Raw genomic sequence first — 20,288 nt, forward strand, 5'->3', positions numbered from 1 at the left:
GCACCCTGTAGTCGCTGTCGAGCCTGCGAGGCTGCGCCAAGGCCCGCAGGACCTTCAGGACTCGATCTTGCGAGTGCTGCGCGCCTGTGCGGCAGCGGCTACACGAAGCATTTCACACTCAAGGCCCGCAGCAACTGCCGGAGGCCAGTTCCTTGAGGATCGGGCAGTCCGGGCGGTGGTCGCCATGGCAGTGCTCCACCAGGTCCTGCAGGGTGTCGCGCAGGCCTGCCAGCTCGCGGATCTTCTGGTTCAACTCATCGATGTGCTGGCGGGCCAGGGCCTTCACATCGGCGCTGGCCCGCTGGCGGTCCTGCCACAGGGTCAGCAACTTGCCCACTTCCTCCAGGGAAAAGCCCAGGTCCCGGGAGCGCTTGATGAATGCCAGGCTGTGCAGGTCGTCATTGCCGTACAGGCGATAGCCGCTGTCGCTGCGGTGGGCCGGCTTGAGCAGGCCGATGGACTCGTAGTAGCGGATCATCTTGGCGCTCAGGCCGCTCTTGCGCGCTGCTTGGCCGATGTTCATCCGGCGTTCTCCAGGTCTTTGGGTTTCCAGGTTTTCAACAGTAGCGCATTGCTCACCACACTGACGCTGGACAGGGCCATGGCGGCGCCGGCCAATACCGGGTTGAGCATGCCGAAGGCTGCGAGGGGGATGCCGATCAGGTTATAGACGAAGGCCCAGAACAGGTTCTGGCGGATCTTCGCGTAGGTCTTGCGGCTGATCTCCAGCGCGGCGGGAATCAAGCGCGGCTCGCCACGCATCAAGGTGATGCCGGCCGCGTGCATGGCCACGTCGGTGCCGCCGCCCATGGCGATACCGATATCCGCGGCGGCCAGGGCCGGAGCATCGTTGATGCCGTCGCCAACCATTGCCACTACGCCGCTTTTCTTCAGTTCGGCCACGGTGGCGGCCTTGTCGGCAGGCAGCACTTCGGCGTGCACGTCGCTGATGCCCAGGGCCTCGGCCACCACCCGAGCGCTGCCGCGGTTGTCACCGGTCAGCAGGTGGCTATCGATATGCCGGGCCTTGAGTTGCTGCACCGCTTGCAGGGCGCCGGGCTTGAGGGTGTCGCCAAAGGCGAACAGGCCCAGCACGCGCGGTTGGGCGCCCTGTTCGATCAACCAGGACAGGGTTCGTCCTTCATGTTCCCAGTCCTTGGCCACCTGGGCCAGGTCACCCGGGTTCAAGCCGCTTTCCTCCAGCAGGCGGCGATTGCCCAGGGCCAATGGGCGGCCGTCCAGGGTGCCGGCGATGCCGCGGCCGGTCAGGGCCTGGCTGGCGCTGACATCGGCCACTGGCAACTGGCGCTCCTCGCACAGGTCCAGCACGGCCTTGGCCAGGGGGTGTTCACTGCCGCGCTGCAGGGCACCGGCCAGTTGCAGCAGGGTGTCTTCGCTACCTTCCAGGGCCTGCAGGTGGGCGATACGAGGTGTACCCGAGGTCAGCGTGCCCGTCTTGTCGAAGACCACGGATGTCACCTCATGGGCCCGCTCCAGGGCTTCGGCATCCTTGATCAGGATGCCGTGGCGGGCCGCGACGCCGGTACCGGCCATGATCGCGGTGGGGGTGGCCAGGCCCAGGGCACAAGGACAGGCGATCACCAGTACGGCCACGGCATTGATCACGGCAGTTTCCAGGGGCGCACCGTACAGCCACCAACCCACCAGGGTGATCAGCGCCAGCACCAGCACGGTGGGCACGAACACCTGGCTGACCTTGTCCACCAGTTTCTGGATAGGCGCCTTGCCGGCCTGGGCGTCTTCCACCAGGCGGATGATCCGGGCCAGCACGGTTTCCGCGCCCAGGGCCTGGGTGCGCACCAGCAGGCGGCCTTCGCCGTTGATCGCACCGCCGGTGACTTTGTCGCCAGGCTGCTTGGGCACCGGCAGGCTTTCGCCGCTGATCAGGGCTTCGTCGGCATGGCTCTGGCCCTCGACGACTTCGCCGTCTACCGCAAAGCGCTCGCCGGGCTTGACCAGCACCAGGTCGCCCAGGCGCAGGGCGCTGATGGCCACTTCCTGTTCGCGGCCGTCGATCACCTGGATCGCCCGTTCCGGCCGCAAGGCTTCCAGGGCGCGGATGGCGCTGGCGGTCTGGCGCTTGGCGCGACTTTCCAGGTACTTGCCCAGCAGCACCAGGGCGATGACCACCGCCGAGGCCTCGAAGTACAGGTGCGGCATGCTGCCCGGCGTGGCGCTGGCCCATTCGTACAGGCTCAAGCCGTAGCCGGCGCTGGTGCCCAGGGCGACCAGCAGGTCCATGTTGCCGCTGCCGGCGCGTACGGCTTTCCAGGCCGCCACGTAGAAGCGTGCGCCGAAGATGAATTGCACTGGGGTGGCCAGGGCGAATTGGGCCCAGGCCGGTAGCATCCAGTGCAGGCCGAAGGGTTCTACCAGCATTGGCAATACCAGCGGCAGGGCCAGCAGGATGGCCAGTACCAGGCTCCAGCGCTCGCGGCGCAGGTGTTGCCCGGGATCGCCGTCATGGCGTTGCTCGGCCTGCCACAGGCTGGCGGAATAACCGGCTTTGGTTACGGCTTCGATCAACTGCGCCGGATCGACCTGGCCCAGCAGCTCGAGGTGGGCACGCTCGGTGGCCAGGTTGACGCTGGCGCTGCGTACTCCCGCCACCTTGTTCAAGGCGCGCTCCACGCGACCGGTGCAGGTGGCGCAGGTCATGCCGCCGATGCTCAGTTCCAGGCTCTGTACCGGCACGCTGTAGCCGGCGTTCTCCACGGCGGCCAGCAAGTCCGGGAGACTGCCGTCCGGTGCCTCGATACGGGCCTGTTCCGTGGCCAGGTTGACGCTCACCGCACGGGTTCCGGCGACCTTGCCCAGGGCGCGCTCCACGCGTCCGGCGCAGCTGGCGCAGGTCATGCCGGCGATCGGCAGGTTGAAGGTGATTGAATCGGACATCGGGAGCACTCCCTGTAGACAAGTGGCCACAGGATCAACCTTGCCATGCAGGCAAGGTCAAGGGGCATTGCAGGGGTGCTTCATTTTGTCCCAGGAGCGGGACGGGAAAGGCCTGGCGCCAAGGGCACCAGGCGGGCGGTCAGTATTCCAGGGCCGCGGGCTTGAGGTACATGCCCGAGGGGCTGGTGGCGATGCGGAACTTCAGTACGTCGCCGGCCTTGAGGCTGATCTCCTGGGTGTTCGGGGCCAGCATGCCGGCGCTGCATCCCGGTGCCTGGCTCGGCAGCAGTTTCAGGCTCAGCGCTACTTTGCCCGCAGGCAGGTTGAAGGACGTGCTCTGCTCCTGGAACAGTCGACCGGCGAGCTGGTCCTGGATATACAGGCCGATTTCGCAGGAGGTGGCAACCTCCAGTCGCTCCCTGGAAATGATCAGTACGCCGTAATCCTCTCCGGCGGCCAGTGCCGGTGGCGCTGCCGCGAAAAGGCCCAGCAGGCCGACGAGACTGAAAGTTGACCAGCGCATGGCTGAATCTCCGCTGTGATGACATTAATGGTGCAGCTTGGCCGAGCGCGGCGCTGATTTCCAGCCCGGCAGGTCGATCAGGAACTTGACCTTGCCATGGTGGCAAGGACAAGACTCTTGCCCAACCTCAATACAGGAGAAGCGCAATGCAAGTATTCAACGTTCAAGGCATGTCCTGCGGCCACTGCGTGCGAGCCATCACCCAGGCCCTGCAGAGCAAGGACCCTGCGGCCACGGTACGGGTGGACCTGGCGGCCAAGGAAGTGGGGGTCGAGAGCCGGTTGTCCAACGATGAGGTGATCAGCCTGATCAGCGAAGAAGGTTATGCAGTGCAGGTAGCTTGAGTCTTTTTAATCGTTAGCGACCTACCTGAATGTTCAAGGCGTCCAAGCGCGGATAAACTGTCGGACCGCTGACCCGACGTTCGTTTGGATGCCATGAACCTGCGCACTATCCTGATTCTCGGCGCCCTGAGCGCTTTCGGCCCATTGGCCATCGACTTCTATCTGCCGGCTTTCCCGGCGATGGCCCAGGCTTTCGGCACTGATGAAAAACATGTCCAGTTGACCCTGGCGGCCTACTTCCTGGGGTTGTCCATCGGTCAGTTGGCCTATGGGCCGCTGGCCGATCGTTTTGGCCGGCGCTTGCCGCTATTGGCCGGAGTCGGCTTGTTTACCCTGGCGTCGATGGCCTGTGCCTATGCGCCGAGCCTTGAATGGCTGATCGGCGCGCGGTTCGTCCAGGCCCTGGGTGGATGCGCCGGCATGGTGATTTCCCGCGCGGTGGTCAGCGACAAATGCGATGCCGTAGGGTCGGCCAAGGTGTTCTCGCAACTGATGCTGGTCATGGGGCTGGCACCGATCCTGGCACCGATGCTCGGTGGCCTGCTGGTCAATCTGCATGGCTGGCAATCGATCTTCATCATGCTCACGGTGTTCAGCGCGCTGTCCGGACTGGCCGTCGCCCTGGGCCTGCCGGAAAGCATGCCGGCGGATCGGCCGCGCCTGCCGTTGTCCGGTGCGCTGTACCAGTACGGCCTGCTACTCAAGGACCGGGTGTACCTGGGCCATGCCTTGACCGGCGGTATCGCCATTGCCGGCATGTTCTCCTACATCGCCGGTTCGCCCTTTGTCCTCATCAAGTTGTATGGCGTGCCGGCCGAGCACTTTGGCTGGTTCTTCGGCATCAATGCCGGTGGATTCATCCTGGTGGCCCAGGTCAATGCACGGCTGTTGGCCAAGCGCGGGCCGGCTTTCCTGTTGGCGCGCACCGTGTGGATCTATCTGGCGGCGGGCCTGACCCTGCTGGGTGTCAGTACCTTGCACACCGAGGCGCTGTGGCCACTGCTGGTGCCCCTGTTCGTGTGTATCGCGAGCCTGGGCTGCATCATTCCCAACGCCGCGGCCTGCGCCATGAATGGCCAGGGAGCCAGGGCCGGCAGCGCCTCGGCGCTGCTGGGGTGCCTGCAGTTCAGTGTCGCCGCGGGAGCGGCTTACCTGGTGGGGGTGTTGCACGATGGCAGCGCCACGCCAATGGCGATGGTCATCTGCCTATGTGGCGTGCTGGCCGTGAGCATGGCGGTCATGACCCGGCGTTTGCAGAATGCCCGGGCACTGAAGACCGCCGGGCTCTGAATCAACCGACGGCGCGCTGGGGCTGGGGAATCGAATGAGGTGCCTGCAGCCTGGCTTGCAGGGTCTGGGCGAAAGCCCGCGCCTCGGCTTCGCTGCGGAACGCTACCGCATGCTGGTCGAGACGCACCTGCCACTGGGAGCCTTGAGGGGTTGCCAATTCTTTTATCAGGATCTTCATTGCTGACCTCCTAACGGTAAAAGAGCGCGCTGCAAGGGACCCCAGTGTAGACCTGAATACGGTCATGAATATGACCGAAATCAATTCTCGGACTGGCGGCCGCCGCTGCGTTTTATCGCCGGCTGGAGGCCGCCCATTACGGCTCTAGAAACCTTCCAGGACGATCTTGCCCTTGGCCTTGCCGCTTTCCAGCAGCGCGTGGGCACGGCGCAGGTTGGCGGCGTCGATCCGGCCAAAATGTTCCCCGACCGTGGTCTTGAGGGTGCCAGCATCGATCAGCTCGGCGATCCGCGTCAGGATCACGTGTTGCTGTTGCATGTCGGGAGTCTCGAACAGCGAGCGGGTGTACATGAGTTCCCAGTGCAGCGACAGGCTCTTGCGCTTGAGCTTGGTCACATCGAAGCTCTGCGGGTCGTCGATCAGTCCCAGCTTGCCCTGTGGCGCCAGGGCTTCCACCAGTTGGTCCAGGTGAGCGTCGGTCTGGGTCAGGCTGGCCACGTGGGTCACCTGCTCGATGCCGATGCGCTTGAGCTCGGCGCTCAGTGGCTGGCTGTGATCCACCACGGCATGGGCGCCCAGCTCGCGCACCCAGGCCTGGGTCTGCTCGCGGGAGGCGGTGCCGACCACCTTGAGCCCGGTCAGTTGGCGCGCCAGCTGGGTGAGGATCGAACCGACGCCGCCAGCGGCGCCGACGATCAACAAGCTCTGGTCTTTGATCTGTGGGTCCTGGCTGACCTGCAAGCGATCGAACAGCAATTCCCAGGCGGTGATCGCCGTCAGCGGCAGGGCGGCGGCTTCGGCAAAGCCCAGGCTCTTGGGCATGTGGCCGACGATGCGTTCATCCACTACGTGCACTTCGCTGTTGGCCCCGGCGCGGGCGATGGAGCCGGCGTAGAACACCTGGTCGCCAGCCTTGAACAGGCTGACCTCGCTGCCCACGGCCTTGACCACTCCGGCCACGTCCCACCCCAGGACCTTGGCGGCCCCGCCTTCGGGCTGGACGTTGCGGCGCACCTTGGTGTCCACCGGGTTGACCGAGATGGCCTTGACCTCCACCAGCAGGTCGCGAGGGCCGGGGGTAGGCTCCGGCAGTTCAATGTCTTGTAGGGCGCGTGGATCGTCGATCGGCAGCGATTGGTAGTAGGCGATGGCTTTCATGATGGGTTCCTTGTAAGGCGATTGAAGAGGGTCAGGCGATCAGTTGCAGGCGCTTGAGTTCGAAGTGTTCGAGGGCATCGCGGGTATGTTCCAGGAAGGCCTGGAAGTGTGCGGTGCCGTTGTGCAGGTCCAGGGCCGCCTGGTTATCCCAGCGCTCCAGGACGTAGAAGGTGCCTGGCTGCTCGGCATCCTGGTGCAGTTGGTAATACTGGCAGCCGGCTTCAGCGCGGCTGGGCGCCACCAGGACACTGAGTTCGCGTTGCAACACGTGCTGCTGGCCAGGCCGGGCGACCAGGGTGGCAATGGCGGTGAAGGGCTCGGACATCGGGGTATTCCTCGGTGGAATTGGACGATGGAGAGATGATTGGCTATTTCTGTGCACGGTAAAACCGGCTAAAAGAGCAGTCTCTTTCAATGTTTTTTTGATAATCCGAGGCTGGCCGTGTTGCGATTCGATGATCTGCAGTTGTTCGTGCGTGCCGCCGACCTGGGCAGCCTGTCGGCGGCGGCCCGGGTCATGGACCTTTCGCCGGCGGTGGCCAGCGCTGCCCTCAAGCGCATTGAGCACCACCTCGGCGCACGCCTATTGGCTCGCTCCACCCGCAGCCTGCGTCTGACCGCCGAGGGCGAGGGTTTTCTCGAATACGCCCGCGCCGCCTTGGGCAACCTGGATGAAGGTCGGCGCCTGCTGGCCAGCGGGCAGGACCAGGTCAGTGGCGTGTTGCAGCTTTCCGCTCCCTCGGACTTTGGGCGCAATTTGCTGCTGCCCTGGCTCGACGAGTTCCAGCGCGAGCATCCCAAGCTCAGCGTGCGCCTGTTGCTGGGGGACAGGATTGCCGACCTGTTCCGCCAGCCAGTGGACATCGCCCTGCGCTACGGTGAACCGGAGGATTCCAGCCTGGTAGCCCTGCCGGTAGCCCCGGACAACCGCCGGGTGCTGTGCGCCGCTCCCGGCTACCTGGCGCGCCATGGCGAGCCGCGCCAACTGGAGCAGCTGGCCCAGCACAACTGTCTGTTGTACATGCTCGATAGCCGGGCCCACGATCTCTGGAGCTTTCATGACGGCAAGCGCGAGGTGAGCCTCAGCGTCAGTGGCGACCGCCTGAGCGACGATGCCGATGTGGTCCGGCGCTGGGCTTTGGCCGGGGCCGGGATCGTCTACAAGTCCTGGCTGGACGTGGCCGCCGATGTGCTGGAGGGGCGCCTGCAGGTGCTGCTGCCGGAGCTGACCTGCGAGCGGGCGTCGCTGAACCTGCTCTGCACCCATCGGGCGCACCTGAGCAAACCGGTGAAGCTGTTGCGCGATCTGCTGCAAAGACGCTGCGCCGAGATCAGCGCTCGCCGCCCGGTATAGCTCTGCCACGAATAGCACCCCCAGGACATAACCCTCCCACTGCATCGCCCAGCCATCCGGCGCTTCGCCCCTGGGCGTCGCTGGTGGATGCGGGCAGGTCGCCCTCGGCAATCAGCCCCGGTCTCGATCCCGCACACTCCGACGGTCAAGCATTCGACTGTGGGGGACGGGGCATGGGCATACAGAAGTACAGCGCTGCGGAGCGCCTGGAGCGGTTACCCATCAGCGGCTATCACCGGCTGATCTTCATCATCATCGCCTTGGCGTTCTTCTTCGACTCCATGGACCTGGCGATGATGACCTTCCTCCTGGGCTCGATCAAAGCCGAGTTCGGCTTGAGCTCGGCCCAGGCCGGCCTGCTGGCCAGCTCGAGTTTCTTCGGCATGGTGCTGGGGGCGTCACTATCGGGAATGCTCGCCGACCGTTTCGGTCGCAAGCCGGTGTTCCAGTGGAGCATCGTGCTTTGGGGCGTGGCCAGCTACCTGTGCTCCACGGCCCAGGATGTGGACAGCCTGACCCTGTTCCGGGTACTGCTGGGAATCGGCATGGGCATGGAGTTTCCCATCGCCCAGTCGATGCTCTCGGAGATGATCCCGGCGCAACGACGCGGACGCTACATCGCCTTGATGGATGGTTTCTGGCCCTTGGGTTTCGTCGCCGCCGGGGTGCTGTCGTACTTCCTCCTGCCGTTGATCGGCTGGCGCGACATCTTCCTGGTGCTGGCGATCCCAGCGGTGTTCGTGCTGGCGATCCGCTTCTTCATTCCCGAGTCGCCGCGCTGGCTGGAGCAGGCCGGGCGCCATGCCGATGCCGACCGGGTACTGCAAGGCATCGAGGACAAAGTGCGGGCATCCCTGGGCACCAGCCAGTTGCCCGAGCCAGTGCGCCTGCCACGCATAGAGAGCGCGCCAGGGCAGTTTTTCTCTGCGTTGCGCCAGATCTGGTCGCCGCAGTATCGCCAGCGCACGGTGATGATCTGGAGCCTGTGGTTCTTCGCCCTGCTGGGGTTCTATGGCCTGACCTCCTGGCTCAGCGCGTTGCTCCAGCAGTCCGGTTTCGCGGTGACCCAGTCGGTGTACTACACGGTGCTGATTTCCCTGGGCGGGATCCCGGGGTTCCTCATGGCCGCCTGGCTGGTGGAGCGCTGGGGGCGCAAGCCGGTGTGCATCGTCACCTTGCTCGGTGGCGGGATCATGGCCTTCTTGTATGGGCAAAGCGCGGTGTTCGGCGGCAATGCGAGCCTGCTGATCGGCACCGGGTTGCTGATGCAGTTCTTCCTGTTCGGCATGTGGGCGGTGCTCTACACCTACACCCCGGAGCTGTATCCGACCTCGGCCCGGGCCACGGGCTCGGGGTTCGCTTCGGCAGTTGGCCGTATCGGTTCGTTGCTGGGGCCCTTGGTGACGGGGCTGGTGTTGCCGGTCGCCGGGCAAGGGGGCGTGTTCGCCTTGGGGGCGGTGTGCTTCGTGGTCGCGGCGGCGGTGGTCTGGCGCTTCGGGATGGAGACCCGGGGCCGGACCCTGGAGGAATTGAGCGAGGTGTAGAGGGGGCGTTGCGTAGCCCCCGGCGCCCTTGCAAGAGGGCGCCGGGGAGGGTGCTGCCTGTGGCAGCGACTCTGGCAGGCTGGCCTTACGGCTTGACCAGGCGGGCGTCCAGGCTGTTCTGGGCCAGGCGCTGGGCTTGTTCCCGGGTCATGCCCAGGTCGGTGTACAAGGCATGGAAGTTCTCGGTGACGTAGCCGCCGAAGTAGGCCGGGTCATCGGAGTTGACCGTCACCTTCACGCCACGCTCGAGCATTTCCAGGATGTTGTGCTGGGACATGTGATCGAACACGCAGAGCTTGGTGTTGGACAGTGGGCAGACGGTCAGCGGAATCTGCTCGTCGATGATCCGCTGCATCAGCCGCTCGTCCTCGAAGGCCCGAACACCATGGTCGATGCGCTGGATCTTGAGCAGGTCCAGGGCTTCCCAGATGTACTCCGGCGGACCTTCTTCGCCAGCGTGGGCCACGGTCAGGAAACCCTCGGCGCGGGCCCGGTCGAACACCCGCTGGAACTTGCTCGGCGGATGCCCCATCTCGGAGCTGTCCAGGCCCACGGCGACGAAGGCTTCGCGAAACGGCAGGGCCTGGTCGAGGGTCTTCTGCGCTTCTTCTTCGCTCAGGTGGCGCAGGAAGCTGAGGATCAGGCCGCTGGTGATGCCCAGTTGCTGCTCGCCATCCTTCAGGGCGCTGGCGATGCCGTTGAGCACCACTTCGAAAGGCACGCCACGGTCGGTGTGGGTCTGCGGGTCGAAGAAGGGTTCGGTGTGGATCACGTTCTGTTCTTTGCAGCGCAGCAGGTAGGCCCAGGTCAGGTCGTAGAAGTCCTGGGAGGTGCGCAGCACGTCGGCGCCCTGGTAGTACAGGTCGAGGAACTCTTGCAGGTTGTTGAAGGCGTAGGCCTTGCGCAGGGTCTCGACGTCGCTCCAGGGCAGGGCGATCTTGTTGCGCTCGGCCAGGGCGAACAGCAGCTCGGGCTCCAGGGAACCTTCCAGGTGCAGGTGCAGTTCAGCCTTGGGCAAGGCGTTCAGCCAGTCATACATGGTGTTGTCTCATCAGGTGCGGGAGCGGCGAGAAGCCTGGTGCTGGACGGTGCCCTTCTGTGGGGCCTGGCCATTGGCTCGCGGTGCTCGCCGGGTGTGAAAAAGCCGCCATTCTACAGTGGCCGGCGCGAATGTCCGATAAAACCTGACCGAGGGCGAGGGGGCTTCACTTGCACTCAGGGGCGAGTATGTAACGAAACATTAGTGACTCGCGGCGGTCTTCAGCTCATCTTCTATGTCCGTTTTTATTTCCGTCAAAGGATTGCAATGCTCACTTCCCTCAAGCAAGAAAAGCTCCTGCTGCTTGCGCTACTGGCTGCCCTGGCCGCCTATCCCCTGGAACACCTCTTGCTCAACAGTGGCCAGGGCATCGCCCTGCTCGCTGGGCTGGTGCTCATCGGCTTCATCGTCGTGGCTTCGATGCGGGTGGCCCATCACGCCGAGCTGCTGGCGGAAAAGGTCGGCGACCCCTACGGCACCATGATCCTGACCCTGGCGGCGGTGCTGGTGGAGGTGGTGATCCTGGCGATCATGATGAGCAACGAGGCTTCGCCGACCCTGGTGCGCGACACCATCTACTCGGCGGTGATGCTGGACATCAACGGCATCCTCGGCCTGGCCGCGCTGATGGGCGGCATCAAGCATGGCGAGCAGCCTTACAACGACGATTCGGCACGGACCTACAGCGTGATGATCCTCACCGCCATGGGCGTGTCGATGGTGGTGCCGGAGTTCATTCCCGAAAGCGACTGGAAGGTCTACTCGGCCTTCACCATCGGCGCGATGGTGGTGCTCTACACCCTGTTCCTGCGCATGCAGGTCGGGCCTCATAGTTACTTCTTCAGCTACAGCTATCCGGAAAAACGCCGGGCCAAGGAAGACCAGGCGCAGCCCCATGCGGTCAACCTGGCCTGGAGCATCGGCATCCTGGTGTTCGGCGTGGTGGTGATCGGCGCCCTGGCCGAGGTGATGTCCAAGACCCTGGACCTGGGCCTGGAAGGCACCGGTGCACCACCGGTGATCACGGCGATCCTGGTGGCGGCGATTTCCGCTGCGCCGGAGATCCTCACCGCGTTGCGCGCAGCCCTGGCCAACCGCATGCAGTCGGTAGTCAACGTGGCCCTGGGCGCCTCCCTGTCGACGGTGATCCTGACGGTGCCGGTGATGGAGGCCATGGCCCTGTACACCGGCCAGCCGTTCCAGATGGCCATGACGCCGGTGCAGACGGTGATGGTGTTCATCACCCTGATTGTCAGCGCGATCAACCTCAACGATGGCGAAACCAACGCCATCGAAGGCATGACTCACTTCGTGCTGTTCGCCACCTTCATCATGCTCTCGCTGCTCGGGCTTTAAAGCGGCTGTGCCGACTGGATGGCGCAGCGAAAGCTGACACCGGGGGCATTCCAGGCCGCGAGTGCTCCCCAACGCCAACGACGCACGGTGCTGGCCGAAGGCGAGAAGGTCGGGTCGTTGGCAGACACGTTGTTCGCTCCACGTTGCGCCCGATAAATGCCGGTTTGCGGCCCCTGCGGGTTCTCCACGGGAGACTCGCGATAGTAGTGTTTGTCGTACCAATCGTTGACCCATTCGCTGGCATTGCCGGTGAGGTTGTAGAGGCCCAGGGGGTTGGGCACGAACCGGTCCACGGCGAAGGTCTGGTTGTCGTCGGGTGCCGGAAAGTTGCGGCCGTAGTCCAGGTTGCCGTTGTCGGTGGCGAACATCACCGGCTGGCCACGGTTGCGCGCCGCATATTCCCATTGGGCCTCGGTCGGAAGATCGACCGGATAACCACTGAGTTCTGCCAGCCAGCCGCAGTAATCCTTGGCTTCTTGCCAGTCTCGAGACGCCGGGGCGGGCAGGTTCTTTTGGTAGAGGTGCTGCATTTCGGCGCGGTTACGCAGGGCCGCGTCGAATGGCGGCTTGCCTTGCGCGAGGAAGAACAGATCGAAATCGCCCAGGGTGGTTTGCAGCGAGGACAGGTAATAGCTGCTCAATTTGACGGGGTGGACGAAGTCGTCATCGACCTCGAGGCTGATCCGCTCCATTTTCGCCGGGTCCACGCCGCAGGGCCATTGGCACAAGGCATGTGGGTCGAAGCCAGGGGGCCAACCGAAATCGCCCATCTGGAATTCGCCACCTTCAATCCGCACCATGTTGTCCAGCGAGCGGACGACCGTGCTCAGCACGGCAGCGCGGTTTTGCGCGGAGAGGTCCGGGTACTTGCGGTTGATGGTGGAAGCTATTTCGGCAACTTTTGCAGGTGGCAGTACTTTGCTGGCGGGACCTGCAACCTCCTGTTTACTACAGCCTGAAATCAGCAGCGCGACGCAAAGCGCCAGTCCGTGCTTGTGTCTCACGTAATGTCCCTATGACAGCTATTTTGAGGGCGCAAACTACCATGTTTCCCCAGGCTGATCCGGTTTGGAGCGCAGGCGAGGGATCTGCTCCCTCGCCGCTGGAGGCATGGATCAGGTATTGGCGATCAGTTGCCGGGCTGCCTGACTGTGATCGGCGATCAGGCCTTTGAGGTCCAGCCCTTCGACTTGGCCATCGAGCACCCGCCACTTGCCGCCAATCATCACTCGATCCGCCCGACCCGCACCGCACAACAGCAGTGCCGAAACCGGATCGTGGCTACCCGAGAAACGCAGTTCATCGAGCTTGAACAAGGCCAGGTCCGCCTGTTTGCCCACCGCCAGTTCACCGATGTCGGTGCGGCCCAGCAGGCTTGCCGAGCCCCGGGTCGCCCAGCCCAGAACGCGCTCCGGGGTGATCTTCTCGGCGCCGTAGCGCAAGCGCTGGATGTACAGCGCCTGGCGCGCTTCGAGGATCATGTTCGAGGCGTCATTGGACGCCGAGCCGTCCACGCCCAGGCCCAACGGCGCGCCAGCGTCGGTCAGCTCGATACTGGGGCAGATGCCGGACGCCAGGCGCATGTTCGAACTTGGGCAATGGCAGATGCCGGTACCGGCCTGCCCGAGGCGGGCGATTTCGTCCGGGTTGAAGTGGATGCCGTGGGCCAGCCAGGTGCGCGGGCCGAGCCAGCCGACGCTGTCCAGGTAGTCCACGGTGCGCAGGCCGAAGCGCTGCAGGCAGAAGTCTTCTTCGTCGAGGGTCTCGGCCAGGTGGGTGTGCAGGCGCACGTCCAGGGCCTCGGCCATTTCGGCGCTGGCGGCCATGATCTGCGGGGTCACCGAGAACGGCGAGCAGGGTGCCAGGGCGATCTGGATCTGCGCGCCAGCGCCACGTTCGTGGTACTGCTGAATCAGCCGTTGGCTGTCGTCGAGAATCACCTGGCCCTCCTGCACGGTCTGTTGCGGTGGCAGGCCGCCGTCCTTTTCGCCAAGGCTCATCGAACCGCGGGTGAGCATGGCGCGCATGCCCAGTTCACGCACGGCTTCGACTTGCACGTCGATGGCGTTTTCCAGGCCGTCGGGGAACAGGTAGTGATGGTCGGCGGCGGTGGTGCAGCCGGAGAGCAGCAGTTCGGCCAGCGCCACCTTGGTGGCCAGGGCGAGTTTTTCCGGGGTCAGGCGGGCCCAGACCGGGTACAGGGTCTTGAGCCAGGGGAACAACGGCTGGTTGACCACCGGGGCCCAGGCCCGGGTCAGGGTCTGGTAGAAGTGATGGTGAGTGTTGATCAGGCCCGGCAGCAGCACATGTTCGCGGGAATCGAAGACTTCCTGGCAGGGGCTTGCGGGCTGTTGGCCGAGGCCGAGGATCTCGACGATCAGGCCGTCTTGCAGCACCAGGCCGCCGCGGGCGTCCAGGGCGTTGCCGGTGAAGATGGCCAAGGGATTTTTTAACCAGATACGGGTCGCAGGCATGGTGGCCGGCTCCTCTGAAAGTGGGTTCAGGTTAGCCAGCTCAGTGTTGCCCTGTCTGCTGATCCAGGGTCGCCGTGGGGCGAGTGGCGCAGTCTAGCGAAAGTTTTGCCGGGGGACAAAACCGCTGTCCGGGGCCCGGCTCCAGAGCCTTTGCCGAAGGTGGCCGCAGGTTGTGGCGGCGGCCACCTGTTCCGGGGTTACCAGGGAATGGTCTCGCCCTTGTAGTTGATGAAGTGGTGGCCGCCCTTGCCGGTGTAGGCATTGACCTGGGCGATCAGGCCGCGAGTGCTGGTCAGCACGTCGATGTCGGCGCCTTCACCGCCCATGTCGGTCTTGACCCAGCCCGGGTGCAGCGAGAGCACGGTCAATGGTTGTTCGAGCAGGCTGACGAAGCTGTTGGTCATGGAGTTCAGGGCCGCCTTGCTGGCCTTGTACAGCGCCAGCTCGGGAGCGTCCGGCATGGTCACGCTGCCCAGTACCGAGCTCATGAACGCCAGGACGCCGGTATTGGGACGGATCTGCCCGATGAAACGCTGGGCCAGGTTGATCGGCGCCACGGCGTTGGTGAAGAACAGCTGGCCGACCTCGGCCTGGGTGGCCTGGCCCGGCAGTTGGTTGTCCGGGCCCTTGACCCCGGCGTTGACGAACAGCAGGTCGAACACCTGGCCCTTGAGTTTCTGGCTCAAGGCGAGCACGGCCTGCTGGTCGTCCATGTCCAGTTGTTCGATCTGCACCTTGCCCAGGGCTTGCAGGGCCTCGGCCTTGTGCGGGTTGCGCACGGTGGCGGTGACCTGCCAGCCGTCTTCGAGCAGGCGCTGGACCAGGCCGAGGCCCAGGCCCCGGGAGGCGCCGATGATCAGTGCGGTTTTTGCCGTGGACATAGTGAGGCTCCTTGGTGGATGAAGATCAGGGATTCAGTGGACAGGCTTGCCCGAGCCTTTGTTGCAGCTCGCGGCGCAAGTGGTCCAGTTCGTTGATGCGGGTTTCGATCAGGTTGAGCTTGTCTTGCAGCAATTGCGCAACGGCCTGGTCCGGCTTGGTGCTGCGCCACAGGGCACCGACGCTGCTGCTGATTTCCCCGAGGCTGAAGCCCAGGCGTTGCGCGGTCTTGATATAGAGCACCAGTTGGACCATGTCGGAAGGGTAGTCGCGATAGCCGTTGGCGCTGCGCTTTGGGGCGATCAGCCCGCGCTGCTCATAGAAGCGCAGGGTGTCGCGGCTGACGGCGCAGGCGCTGGCCAATTCTCCAATACGCATTAAGGGGGACTCGAAGGGGGTTGACCTTGGAGCATACTCCAGGCTTTAGCCTGCGCGCTCCTTGAATCCATGGAGCGATTGATGATGTGGACGAACGCGCAATACCGAAAATTGGTCCGGGCCAGCGGTTGGTACGACCTGTTGATGACGATGGCCTTTGTGACGCCCTGGAGCTTCCTGGCCTTGCATGGGCTGCTGGGGCAGTTGGCCCTGGCACTGAATCTGCCGGGGGACCTGCCGCCATTCCAGCCCATGCATATGCTGTTGGCCAACTTGATGGGATCGATCGTCTGCGTGTGGTCGCTGTTGCGGATTCGCGATCCACAACCGGCATTCGGTCGTTATGACGCGCTGGGACGCTTCCTGTTCGCCACCTGGATGGCGTATGCCCTGGCCCAGGGGGGCACGATGTTGATTGGTGTGTTCCTGTTCTTCGAGCTGGCCTGGGGTGTGGCCCAGTGGTTGCCAGTGCGCGCTGATAGCCATGGGGGCGAGTTCCCGCCGGTGCCTTCGCCGCAGTGAACCTGGGGTTGGATAAAAAGTGAGCAGTAGCGCTCAGGCCCTGTGCAACCTGCGGTACACGCAGCGTTGCACGGGTTATCCACAGCTTGCTCCACAGTATTTGTGTGCAAGAGCGAAACTTGGGCATAAGCCCGGCGGGGCTATCTTCCAAGTGCGATAAACCAAGCTAAGCCGCTGTTTTGCGTTGCAAAAAATTCTCTGGGCAGGGCTTTGGACGAAAAACGATCAATGCCGGTAAAGTCACGGTGCAAAAGGGCTGCAGCCTGGTGTACTCAGGTTATCCACAGCCGGGTGCACAGTAGATGTGGGCAATTGCCGTGGCCTGGCGCGGTTATGCACAAGCGCGAAGCCGGCGCTCAGCGTTGCAGCAGGATGCGTCCACGGCTCAGGTCGGCCAATTGTTGCTGCAGGGTGCCGATCTGTTCTTCGCCCAGGGCCAGTTGCAGTTCCACGCCGTTGGCGGTGAAGTCTTCCTGGACCAGCAGGCCGCCCAGCTCGGCGACTCGCAGCTTGACCAGGGCCAGTTCGCTGAAGCTGCAAGCGCAGCGCAACGGCACCCGGTTGACCAGGGCGATGCGTTCGGCGCCTTGCAGGCATTTGTTGGCGCCGCCGCCATAGGCCCGGGCCAGGCCTCCAGTGCCCAGCTGGATACCGCCGTACCAGCGGATCACCAGAACCGCTACCTGGTCGCAGTCCTGGGCTTCGATGGCGGCCAGGATCGGTCGTCCGGCCGTGCCGCCGGGTTCGCCGTCGTCGCTGCTGCGGTACTGGTCGGCCAGCTTCCAGGCCCAGCAATTGTGCGAGGCATCCGGGTCGCTGTGCGCCTGGATGAAGGCCTGGGCTTCGCTGGCGCTGGTGATGGGGGCGGCGAAGGTGATGAAGCGGCTTTTGCGAATTTCCTCGCGGTATTCGCAAAGGCCGGCCAGGGTAAAGGGCATGGGCTCAATCTTTCTGGGGGGAGGGCAGGCCGCAGCCTTTGAGGATGATACGCAGCAGGTTGTCGGTGGCGGCTTCCATGTCTTGCTTGGTCAGGCGGCTGCGGCCGGTGACGCGGCAGATCTGGCTGGCGAAGTCGGCATAGTGCTGGGTGCTGCCCCACAGCAGGAAGATCAGGTGCATCGGGTCCACCGGGTCCATCTTGCCGGCGTCGATCCAGGCCTGGAATACCCCGGCCCGGCCTTGGAACCAGGTGCGATAGTCCTGGCTGAAGTATTCGCTGAGGCATTCACCGCCGCTGATGATCTCCATGGCGAAGATGCGCGAGGCCTGTGGCTGGCGCCGGGAAAACTCCATCTTGGCGCGGATGTAGCGGGTCAGCGCCTCGGCGGGATCGTCCTCGGCGGTGAGGCTGTTGAAGGTGCTGTCCCACTGCTGGAGGATGTTGCTCAGGACCGCAATGTACAGACCCAGCTTGTTGTTGAAGTAGTAGTGCAGGTTGGCCTTGGGTAGACCGGCCTTCTGCGCGATGGCGTTCATGCTGGTGCCCTTGAAGCCGTGGCGGGCGAACTCGTCTTCGGCAGCCTGGATGATGGCTTCTTCATTCTTCTGCCGGATGCGGCTGGCGGGTTTGCCTGGAAGGTGAGCGCTGTGGGCGGGGACGTCAAAGGTCATGGGGGTTTCCGAGCGAGTCTGTGGGGACAGCCTGTGCGTTGATAGCGCACCGCACTGGAACAGACAAGCCTTGGTGCGACAAAAGCCGGGCAAGGCAGCTAATGCCAGTCGGTTGATCGAGTTGATCCTCTGTGGGAGCGAAGCTTGCTCGCGATGGTCCTCAACGGTAGTGCGTATCGACTGGATAAACGCAGCGCTCTGAAGTCCATCGCGGGCAAGCCTCGCCCCTACTCTTTCCTTAACTGATCGGCATTGGCTGGCTACCGGGTGGCCGCCAGGCTTTCCAGGAAACTTTCCAGGACCAGATGCGGGCGTCGTCCCTTGCGGGTGACTGTCGACAGGTTCAGGTCATAGAAGCGCGACTTGGGCTTCAAGGCCCGCAGCCGCCCCTGCTGTACCCATAGGCTGGCGTAGTGGTCCGGCAGGTAGCCGATGTAGCGCCCGGTGAGGATCAGGAAGGCCATGCCTTCGCGGTCGGAAGCGCTGGCGGTGCAGTTCAGCGCCTGGTAGCGGGCCTGGATCTCGGCTGGCAGGCGGAAGGTCGGGGCAATGGCCTCCTGGTCGTTGAGACGCTGGTCGTCCAGTTGCTTGTCATCCACATAGAACAGCGGGTGGCCGACCGCGCAGTACAACAGCGAACGTTCGTCGTACAAGGGTTGGTATTCCAGGCCGGACAGGGCGCTGGCCTGAGGTACGACCCCCACGTGCAGGCGGCCGTCGAGCACTCCTTGCTCGACCTCGCTGGGGGCGATCATGCGGATCTGGATCTGCACGTCCGGGCCGCGCTCCTTCAACTGCGCCAGGGCGTGGGTGATGCGCATGTGGGGCAGGGTCACCAGGTTGTCGGTGAGGCCGATGATCAGCTCGCCGCGCAAATGGCGGTGCAGGCCATTGACCTCGGTTCGAAAGCTTTCCAGGGCGCTGAGCAGTTGCAGGGTCGATTGATAGACCTCGCGGCCTTCTTCAGTCAGGGAAAAACCGGCGCGCCCGCGTTGGCACAGGCGCAGGCCGAGTCGTTGTTCCAGGTCGCTCATCTGTTGGCTGATGGCCGAGCGGCCGATGCCGAGTACGGTTTCCGCGGCGGAGAAGCCTCCGCTCTCCACCACGCTGCGAAAGATCCGCAAGAGGCGGATATCAAAGTCACTGACTTGTGCCAGAGGATCGGCTCGACGAAGGCTCATAGTTTAGTGGGGGGCTGACTGAAGGTTATTAAAGTTGGATTTCACCGACTTTATAGCCGTGGCAACGTAGCTGCAACAACGCTTCATTCCTACGCCGCTTCATTGCCCTGCGAGGTTTTGCCCATGAACATGCCGGAAAACGCTCAACAGTCCCTGGCCAGTCAGCTCAAGCTTGATGCTCACTGGATGCCCTACACCGCCAACCGCAATTTCCAGCGTGATCCGCGCTTGATCGTGGGCGCCGAAGGCAGTTGGCTGGTGGATGACAAGGGGCGCAAGGTCTATGACTCGTTATCCGGCCTGTGGACCTGTGGTGCGGGGCATTCGCGCAAGGAAATCCAGGAGGCGGTGAGCAAGCAGTTGGGCACCCTGGATTACTCGCCGGGTTTCCAGTACGGCCATCCGCTGTCGTTCCAGCTGGCGGAAAAGATCACCGCCTTGACTCCGGGCAACCTGAACCATGTGTTCTTCACCGATTCCGGCTCCGAGTGTGCTGACACCGCGGTGAAGATGGTGCGGGCCTACTGGCGCCTGAAGGGCCAGCCGACCAAGACCAAAATGATTGGTCGGGCCCGTGGTTATCATGGCGTGAACATCGCCGGCACCAGCCTGGGCGGGGTCAATGGCAACCGCAAGTTGTTTGGCCAGGCGATGATGGATGTCGACCACCTGCCGCATACCCTGCTCGCTAGCAACGCCTTCTCCCGTGGCATGCCGGAGCAGGGTGGTATTGCCCTGGCTGATGAGCTGTTGAAGCTGATCGAGCTGCATGATGCGTCTAACATCGCCGCGGTGTTTGTCGAGCCGCTGGCCGGTTCCGCGGGTGTGCTGGTACCGCCACAGGGTTATCTCAAGCGTCTGCGTGAGATCTGCGACCAGCACAATATCCTGCTGGTGTTCGATGAAGTGATCACCGGCTTCGGTCGTACCGGCGCGATGTTCGGCGCTGACAGCTTCGGCGTGACGCCGGACCTGATGTGCGTGGCCAAGCAAGTCACCAACGGTGCGATCCCGATGGGCGCGGTGATTGCCAGCTCCGAGATCTACCAGGCCTTCATGAATCAGGCGACTCCCGAGTACGCGGTGGAATTCCCCCACGGCTATACCTATTCGGCGCACCCGGTGGCGTGCGCGGCTGGCCTGGCGGCCCTGGACCTGCTGCAAAAGGAAAACCTGGTGCAGAGCGTGGCCGAGGTCGCGCCGCATTTCGAGCAGGCACTGCATGGCATCAAGGGCGCGAAGAACGTGATCGACATCCGGAACTTCGGCCTGGCGGGGGCGATCCAGATCGCGCCTCGTGATGGCGATGCGATCGTGCGGCCGTTCGAGGCTGGCATGGCCTTGTGGAAAGCCGGCTTCTACGTGCGCTTCGGTGGCGACACCCTGCAGTTCGGCCCGACCTTCAACAGCAAGCCCCAGGATCTCGACCGCTTGTTCGACGCGGTTGGCGAGGTGCTGAACAAGCTCGACTGATCCGATCCTTCTTATATAGCAGCCGGTGCGAAGTGGTTCGCGCCGGCTCCTTCCTTCTTCCCAGGAGT

21 protein-coding genes are annotated in these 20,288 nt (G+C 63.8%); 7 read left to right on the plus strand and 14 right to left on the minus strand.

Annotated elements, in window-relative coordinates; all coding sequences use genetic code 11:
* Positions 1–118: 118 nt before the first annotated feature.
* The 3 genes from cueR to ATY02_RS04595 form a co-directional block, all read right to left on the minus strand.
* Positions 119–523, minus strand: coding sequence for a Cu(I)-responsive transcriptional regulator (gene cueR / locus ATY02_RS04585; protein WP_068585490.1), 405 nt, complete (start codon positions 521–523; stop codon positions 119–121).
* Complete coding sequence (locus ATY02_RS04590) at positions 520–2,916, minus strand: heavy metal translocating P-type ATPase (protein ID WP_068585487.1); 2,397 nt, start codon at positions 2,914–2,916, stop codon at positions 520–522. The genes cueR and ATY02_RS04590 overlap by 4 nt, the downstream gene beginning before the upstream one ends.
* Positions 2,917–3,055: 139 nt before the next feature.
* Entirely contained in the window at positions 3,056–3,439 is a 384-nt protein-coding gene (locus ATY02_RS04595; protein WP_068585484.1) for a hypothetical protein, read from the minus strand.
* Between the two features lie 146 nt (positions 3,440–3,585).
* Here ATY02_RS04595 and ATY02_RS04600 point away from each other — a divergent pair, with 146 nt between their 5' ends.
* The gene (locus tag ATY02_RS04600; protein ID WP_022642104.1) at positions 3,586–3,783 is read left to right on the plus strand and encodes a heavy-metal-associated domain-containing protein; all 198 of its coding nucleotides are present in this window, start codon (positions 3,586–3,588) and stop codon (positions 3,781–3,783) included.
* 93 nt (positions 3,784–3,876) lie between these two features.
* The gene (locus tag ATY02_RS04605) at positions 3,877–5,073 is read left to right on the plus strand and encodes a multidrug effflux MFS transporter (protein WP_068585481.1); all 1,197 of its coding nucleotides are present in this window, start codon (positions 3,877–3,879) and stop codon (positions 5,071–5,073) included.
* A 1-nt stretch (position 5,074) separates the two neighbouring features.
* Here ATY02_RS04605 and ATY02_RS04610 read toward each other — a convergent pair whose 3' ends face one another.
* The 3 genes from ATY02_RS04610 to ATY02_RS04620 all read right to left on the minus strand — a co-directional run bounded on the left by ATY02_RS04610 (position 5,075) and on the right by ATY02_RS04620 (position 6,734).
* The gene (locus tag ATY02_RS04610; protein ID WP_164487263.1) at positions 5,075–5,251 is read right to left on the minus strand and encodes a hypothetical protein; all 177 of its coding nucleotides are present in this window, start codon (positions 5,249–5,251) and stop codon (positions 5,075–5,077) included.
* 144 nt (positions 5,252–5,395) lie between these two features.
* Entirely contained in the window at positions 5,396–6,409 is a 1,014-nt protein-coding gene (locus tag ATY02_RS04615) for a zinc-binding alcohol dehydrogenase family protein (protein ID WP_068585478.1), read from the minus strand.
* 31 nt (positions 6,410–6,440) lie between these two features.
* The gene (locus tag ATY02_RS04620) at positions 6,441–6,734 is read right to left on the minus strand and encodes a putative quinol monooxygenase (RefSeq protein ID WP_068585474.1); all 294 of its coding nucleotides are present in this window, start codon (positions 6,732–6,734) and stop codon (positions 6,441–6,443) included.
* A gap of 117 nt (positions 6,735–6,851) precedes the next feature.
* Here ATY02_RS04620 and ATY02_RS04625 point away from each other — a divergent pair, with 117 nt between their 5' ends.
* Both ATY02_RS04625 and ATY02_RS04630 read left to right on the plus strand, forming a co-directional pair.
* The gene (locus tag ATY02_RS04625; RefSeq protein WP_068585471.1) at positions 6,852–7,763 is read left to right on the plus strand and encodes a LysR family transcriptional regulator; all 912 of its coding nucleotides are present in this window, start codon (positions 6,852–6,854) and stop codon (positions 7,761–7,763) included.
* 173 nt (positions 7,764–7,936) lie between these two features.
* A complete protein-coding gene (locus ATY02_RS04630) occupies positions 7,937–9,307 on the plus strand; it encodes an MFS transporter (protein WP_068585470.1) in 1,371 nt (456 codons plus the stop codon).
* Between the two features lie 85 nt (positions 9,308–9,392).
* On the opposite strand, the gene ATY02_RS04635 is transcribed toward ATY02_RS04630, so the two are convergent.
* Positions 9,393–10,346 (minus strand): adenosine deaminase, encoded by a 954-nt coding sequence (locus ATY02_RS04635; RefSeq protein WP_053132184.1) that lies wholly within the window; start codon positions 10,344–10,346, stop codon positions 9,393–9,395.
* A gap of 267 nt (positions 10,347–10,613) precedes the next feature.
* Between ATY02_RS04635 and ATY02_RS04640 the strand changes: the two genes are divergently transcribed.
* On the plus strand, positions 10,614–11,702 hold the full coding sequence (locus ATY02_RS04640; RefSeq protein WP_068585467.1) for a calcium:proton antiporter: 1,089 nt from the start codon (positions 10,614–10,616) through the stop codon (positions 11,700–11,702).
* Here the strand turns inward: ATY02_RS04640 and ATY02_RS04645 are convergent.
* The 4 genes from ATY02_RS04645 to ATY02_RS04660 form a co-directional block, all read right to left on the minus strand.
* The gene (locus ATY02_RS04645; RefSeq protein WP_228022252.1) at positions 11,699–12,535 is read right to left on the minus strand and encodes a formylglycine-generating enzyme family protein; all 837 of its coding nucleotides are present in this window, start codon (positions 12,533–12,535) and stop codon (positions 11,699–11,701) included. The genes ATY02_RS04640 and ATY02_RS04645 overlap by 4 nt on opposite strands.
* Before the next feature lie 282 nt (positions 12,536–12,817).
* Positions 12,818–14,176, minus strand: a complete 1,359-nt coding sequence (locus ATY02_RS04650) for an 8-oxoguanine deaminase (protein WP_068585460.1) — start codon at positions 14,174–14,176, stop codon at positions 12,818–12,820.
* 197 nt (positions 14,177–14,373) lie between these two features.
* The gene (locus ATY02_RS04655; RefSeq protein WP_068585458.1) at positions 14,374–15,057 is read right to left on the minus strand and encodes an SDR family oxidoreductase; all 684 of its coding nucleotides are present in this window, start codon (positions 15,055–15,057) and stop codon (positions 14,374–14,376) included.
* Positions 15,058–15,082: 25 nt separating this feature from the next.
* Complete coding sequence (locus ATY02_RS04660) at positions 15,083–15,433, minus strand: MerR family transcriptional regulator (RefSeq protein ID WP_068585456.1); 351 nt, start codon at positions 15,431–15,433, stop codon at positions 15,083–15,085.
* An 84-nt stretch (positions 15,434–15,517) separates the two neighbouring features.
* On the opposite strand from ATY02_RS04660, the gene ATY02_RS04665 reads away from it, so the two are divergent.
* Positions 15,518–15,955 carry a hypothetical protein gene (locus ATY02_RS04665; protein ID WP_068585501.1) on the plus strand — a complete coding sequence of 146 codons (438 nt, stop codon included), beginning with the start codon at positions 15,518–15,520 and terminating at the stop codon, positions 15,953–15,955.
* A gap of 356 nt (positions 15,956–16,311) precedes the next feature.
* Here the strand turns inward: ATY02_RS04665 and ATY02_RS04670 are convergent, their stop codons facing one another.
* The 3 genes from ATY02_RS04670 to ATY02_RS04680 all read right to left on the minus strand — a co-directional run bounded on the left by ATY02_RS04670 (position 16,312) and on the right by ATY02_RS04680 (position 18,747).
* Positions 16,312–16,893, minus strand: a complete 582-nt coding sequence (locus ATY02_RS04670; RefSeq protein ID WP_068585453.1) for an IMPACT family protein — start codon at positions 16,891–16,893, stop codon at positions 16,312–16,314.
* A 4-nt stretch (positions 16,894–16,897) separates the two neighbouring features.
* Positions 16,898–17,566, minus strand: coding sequence for a TetR/AcrR family transcriptional regulator (locus tag ATY02_RS04675; protein WP_068585449.1), 669 nt, complete (start codon positions 17,564–17,566; stop codon positions 16,898–16,900).
* Between the two features lie 260 nt (positions 17,567–17,826).
* Positions 17,827–18,747, minus strand: a complete 921-nt coding sequence (locus ATY02_RS04680) for a LysR family transcriptional regulator (RefSeq protein ID WP_068585447.1) — start codon at positions 18,745–18,747, stop codon at positions 17,827–17,829.
* 123 nt (positions 18,748–18,870) lie between these two features.
* Here ATY02_RS04680 and ATY02_RS04685 point away from each other — a divergent pair, with 123 nt between their 5' ends.
* Positions 18,871–20,220, plus strand: a complete 1,350-nt coding sequence (locus ATY02_RS04685) for an aspartate aminotransferase family protein (RefSeq protein WP_068585443.1) — start codon at positions 18,871–18,873, stop codon at positions 20,218–20,220.
* The last annotated feature ends 68 nt before the right edge of the window (positions 20,221–20,288 follow it).

The organism is Pseudomonas sp. BIOMIG1BAC, assembly GCF_001705995.2.
GTDB lineage: Bacteria > Pseudomonadota > Gammaproteobacteria > Pseudomonadales > Pseudomonadaceae > Aquipseudomonas > Aquipseudomonas sessilinigenes.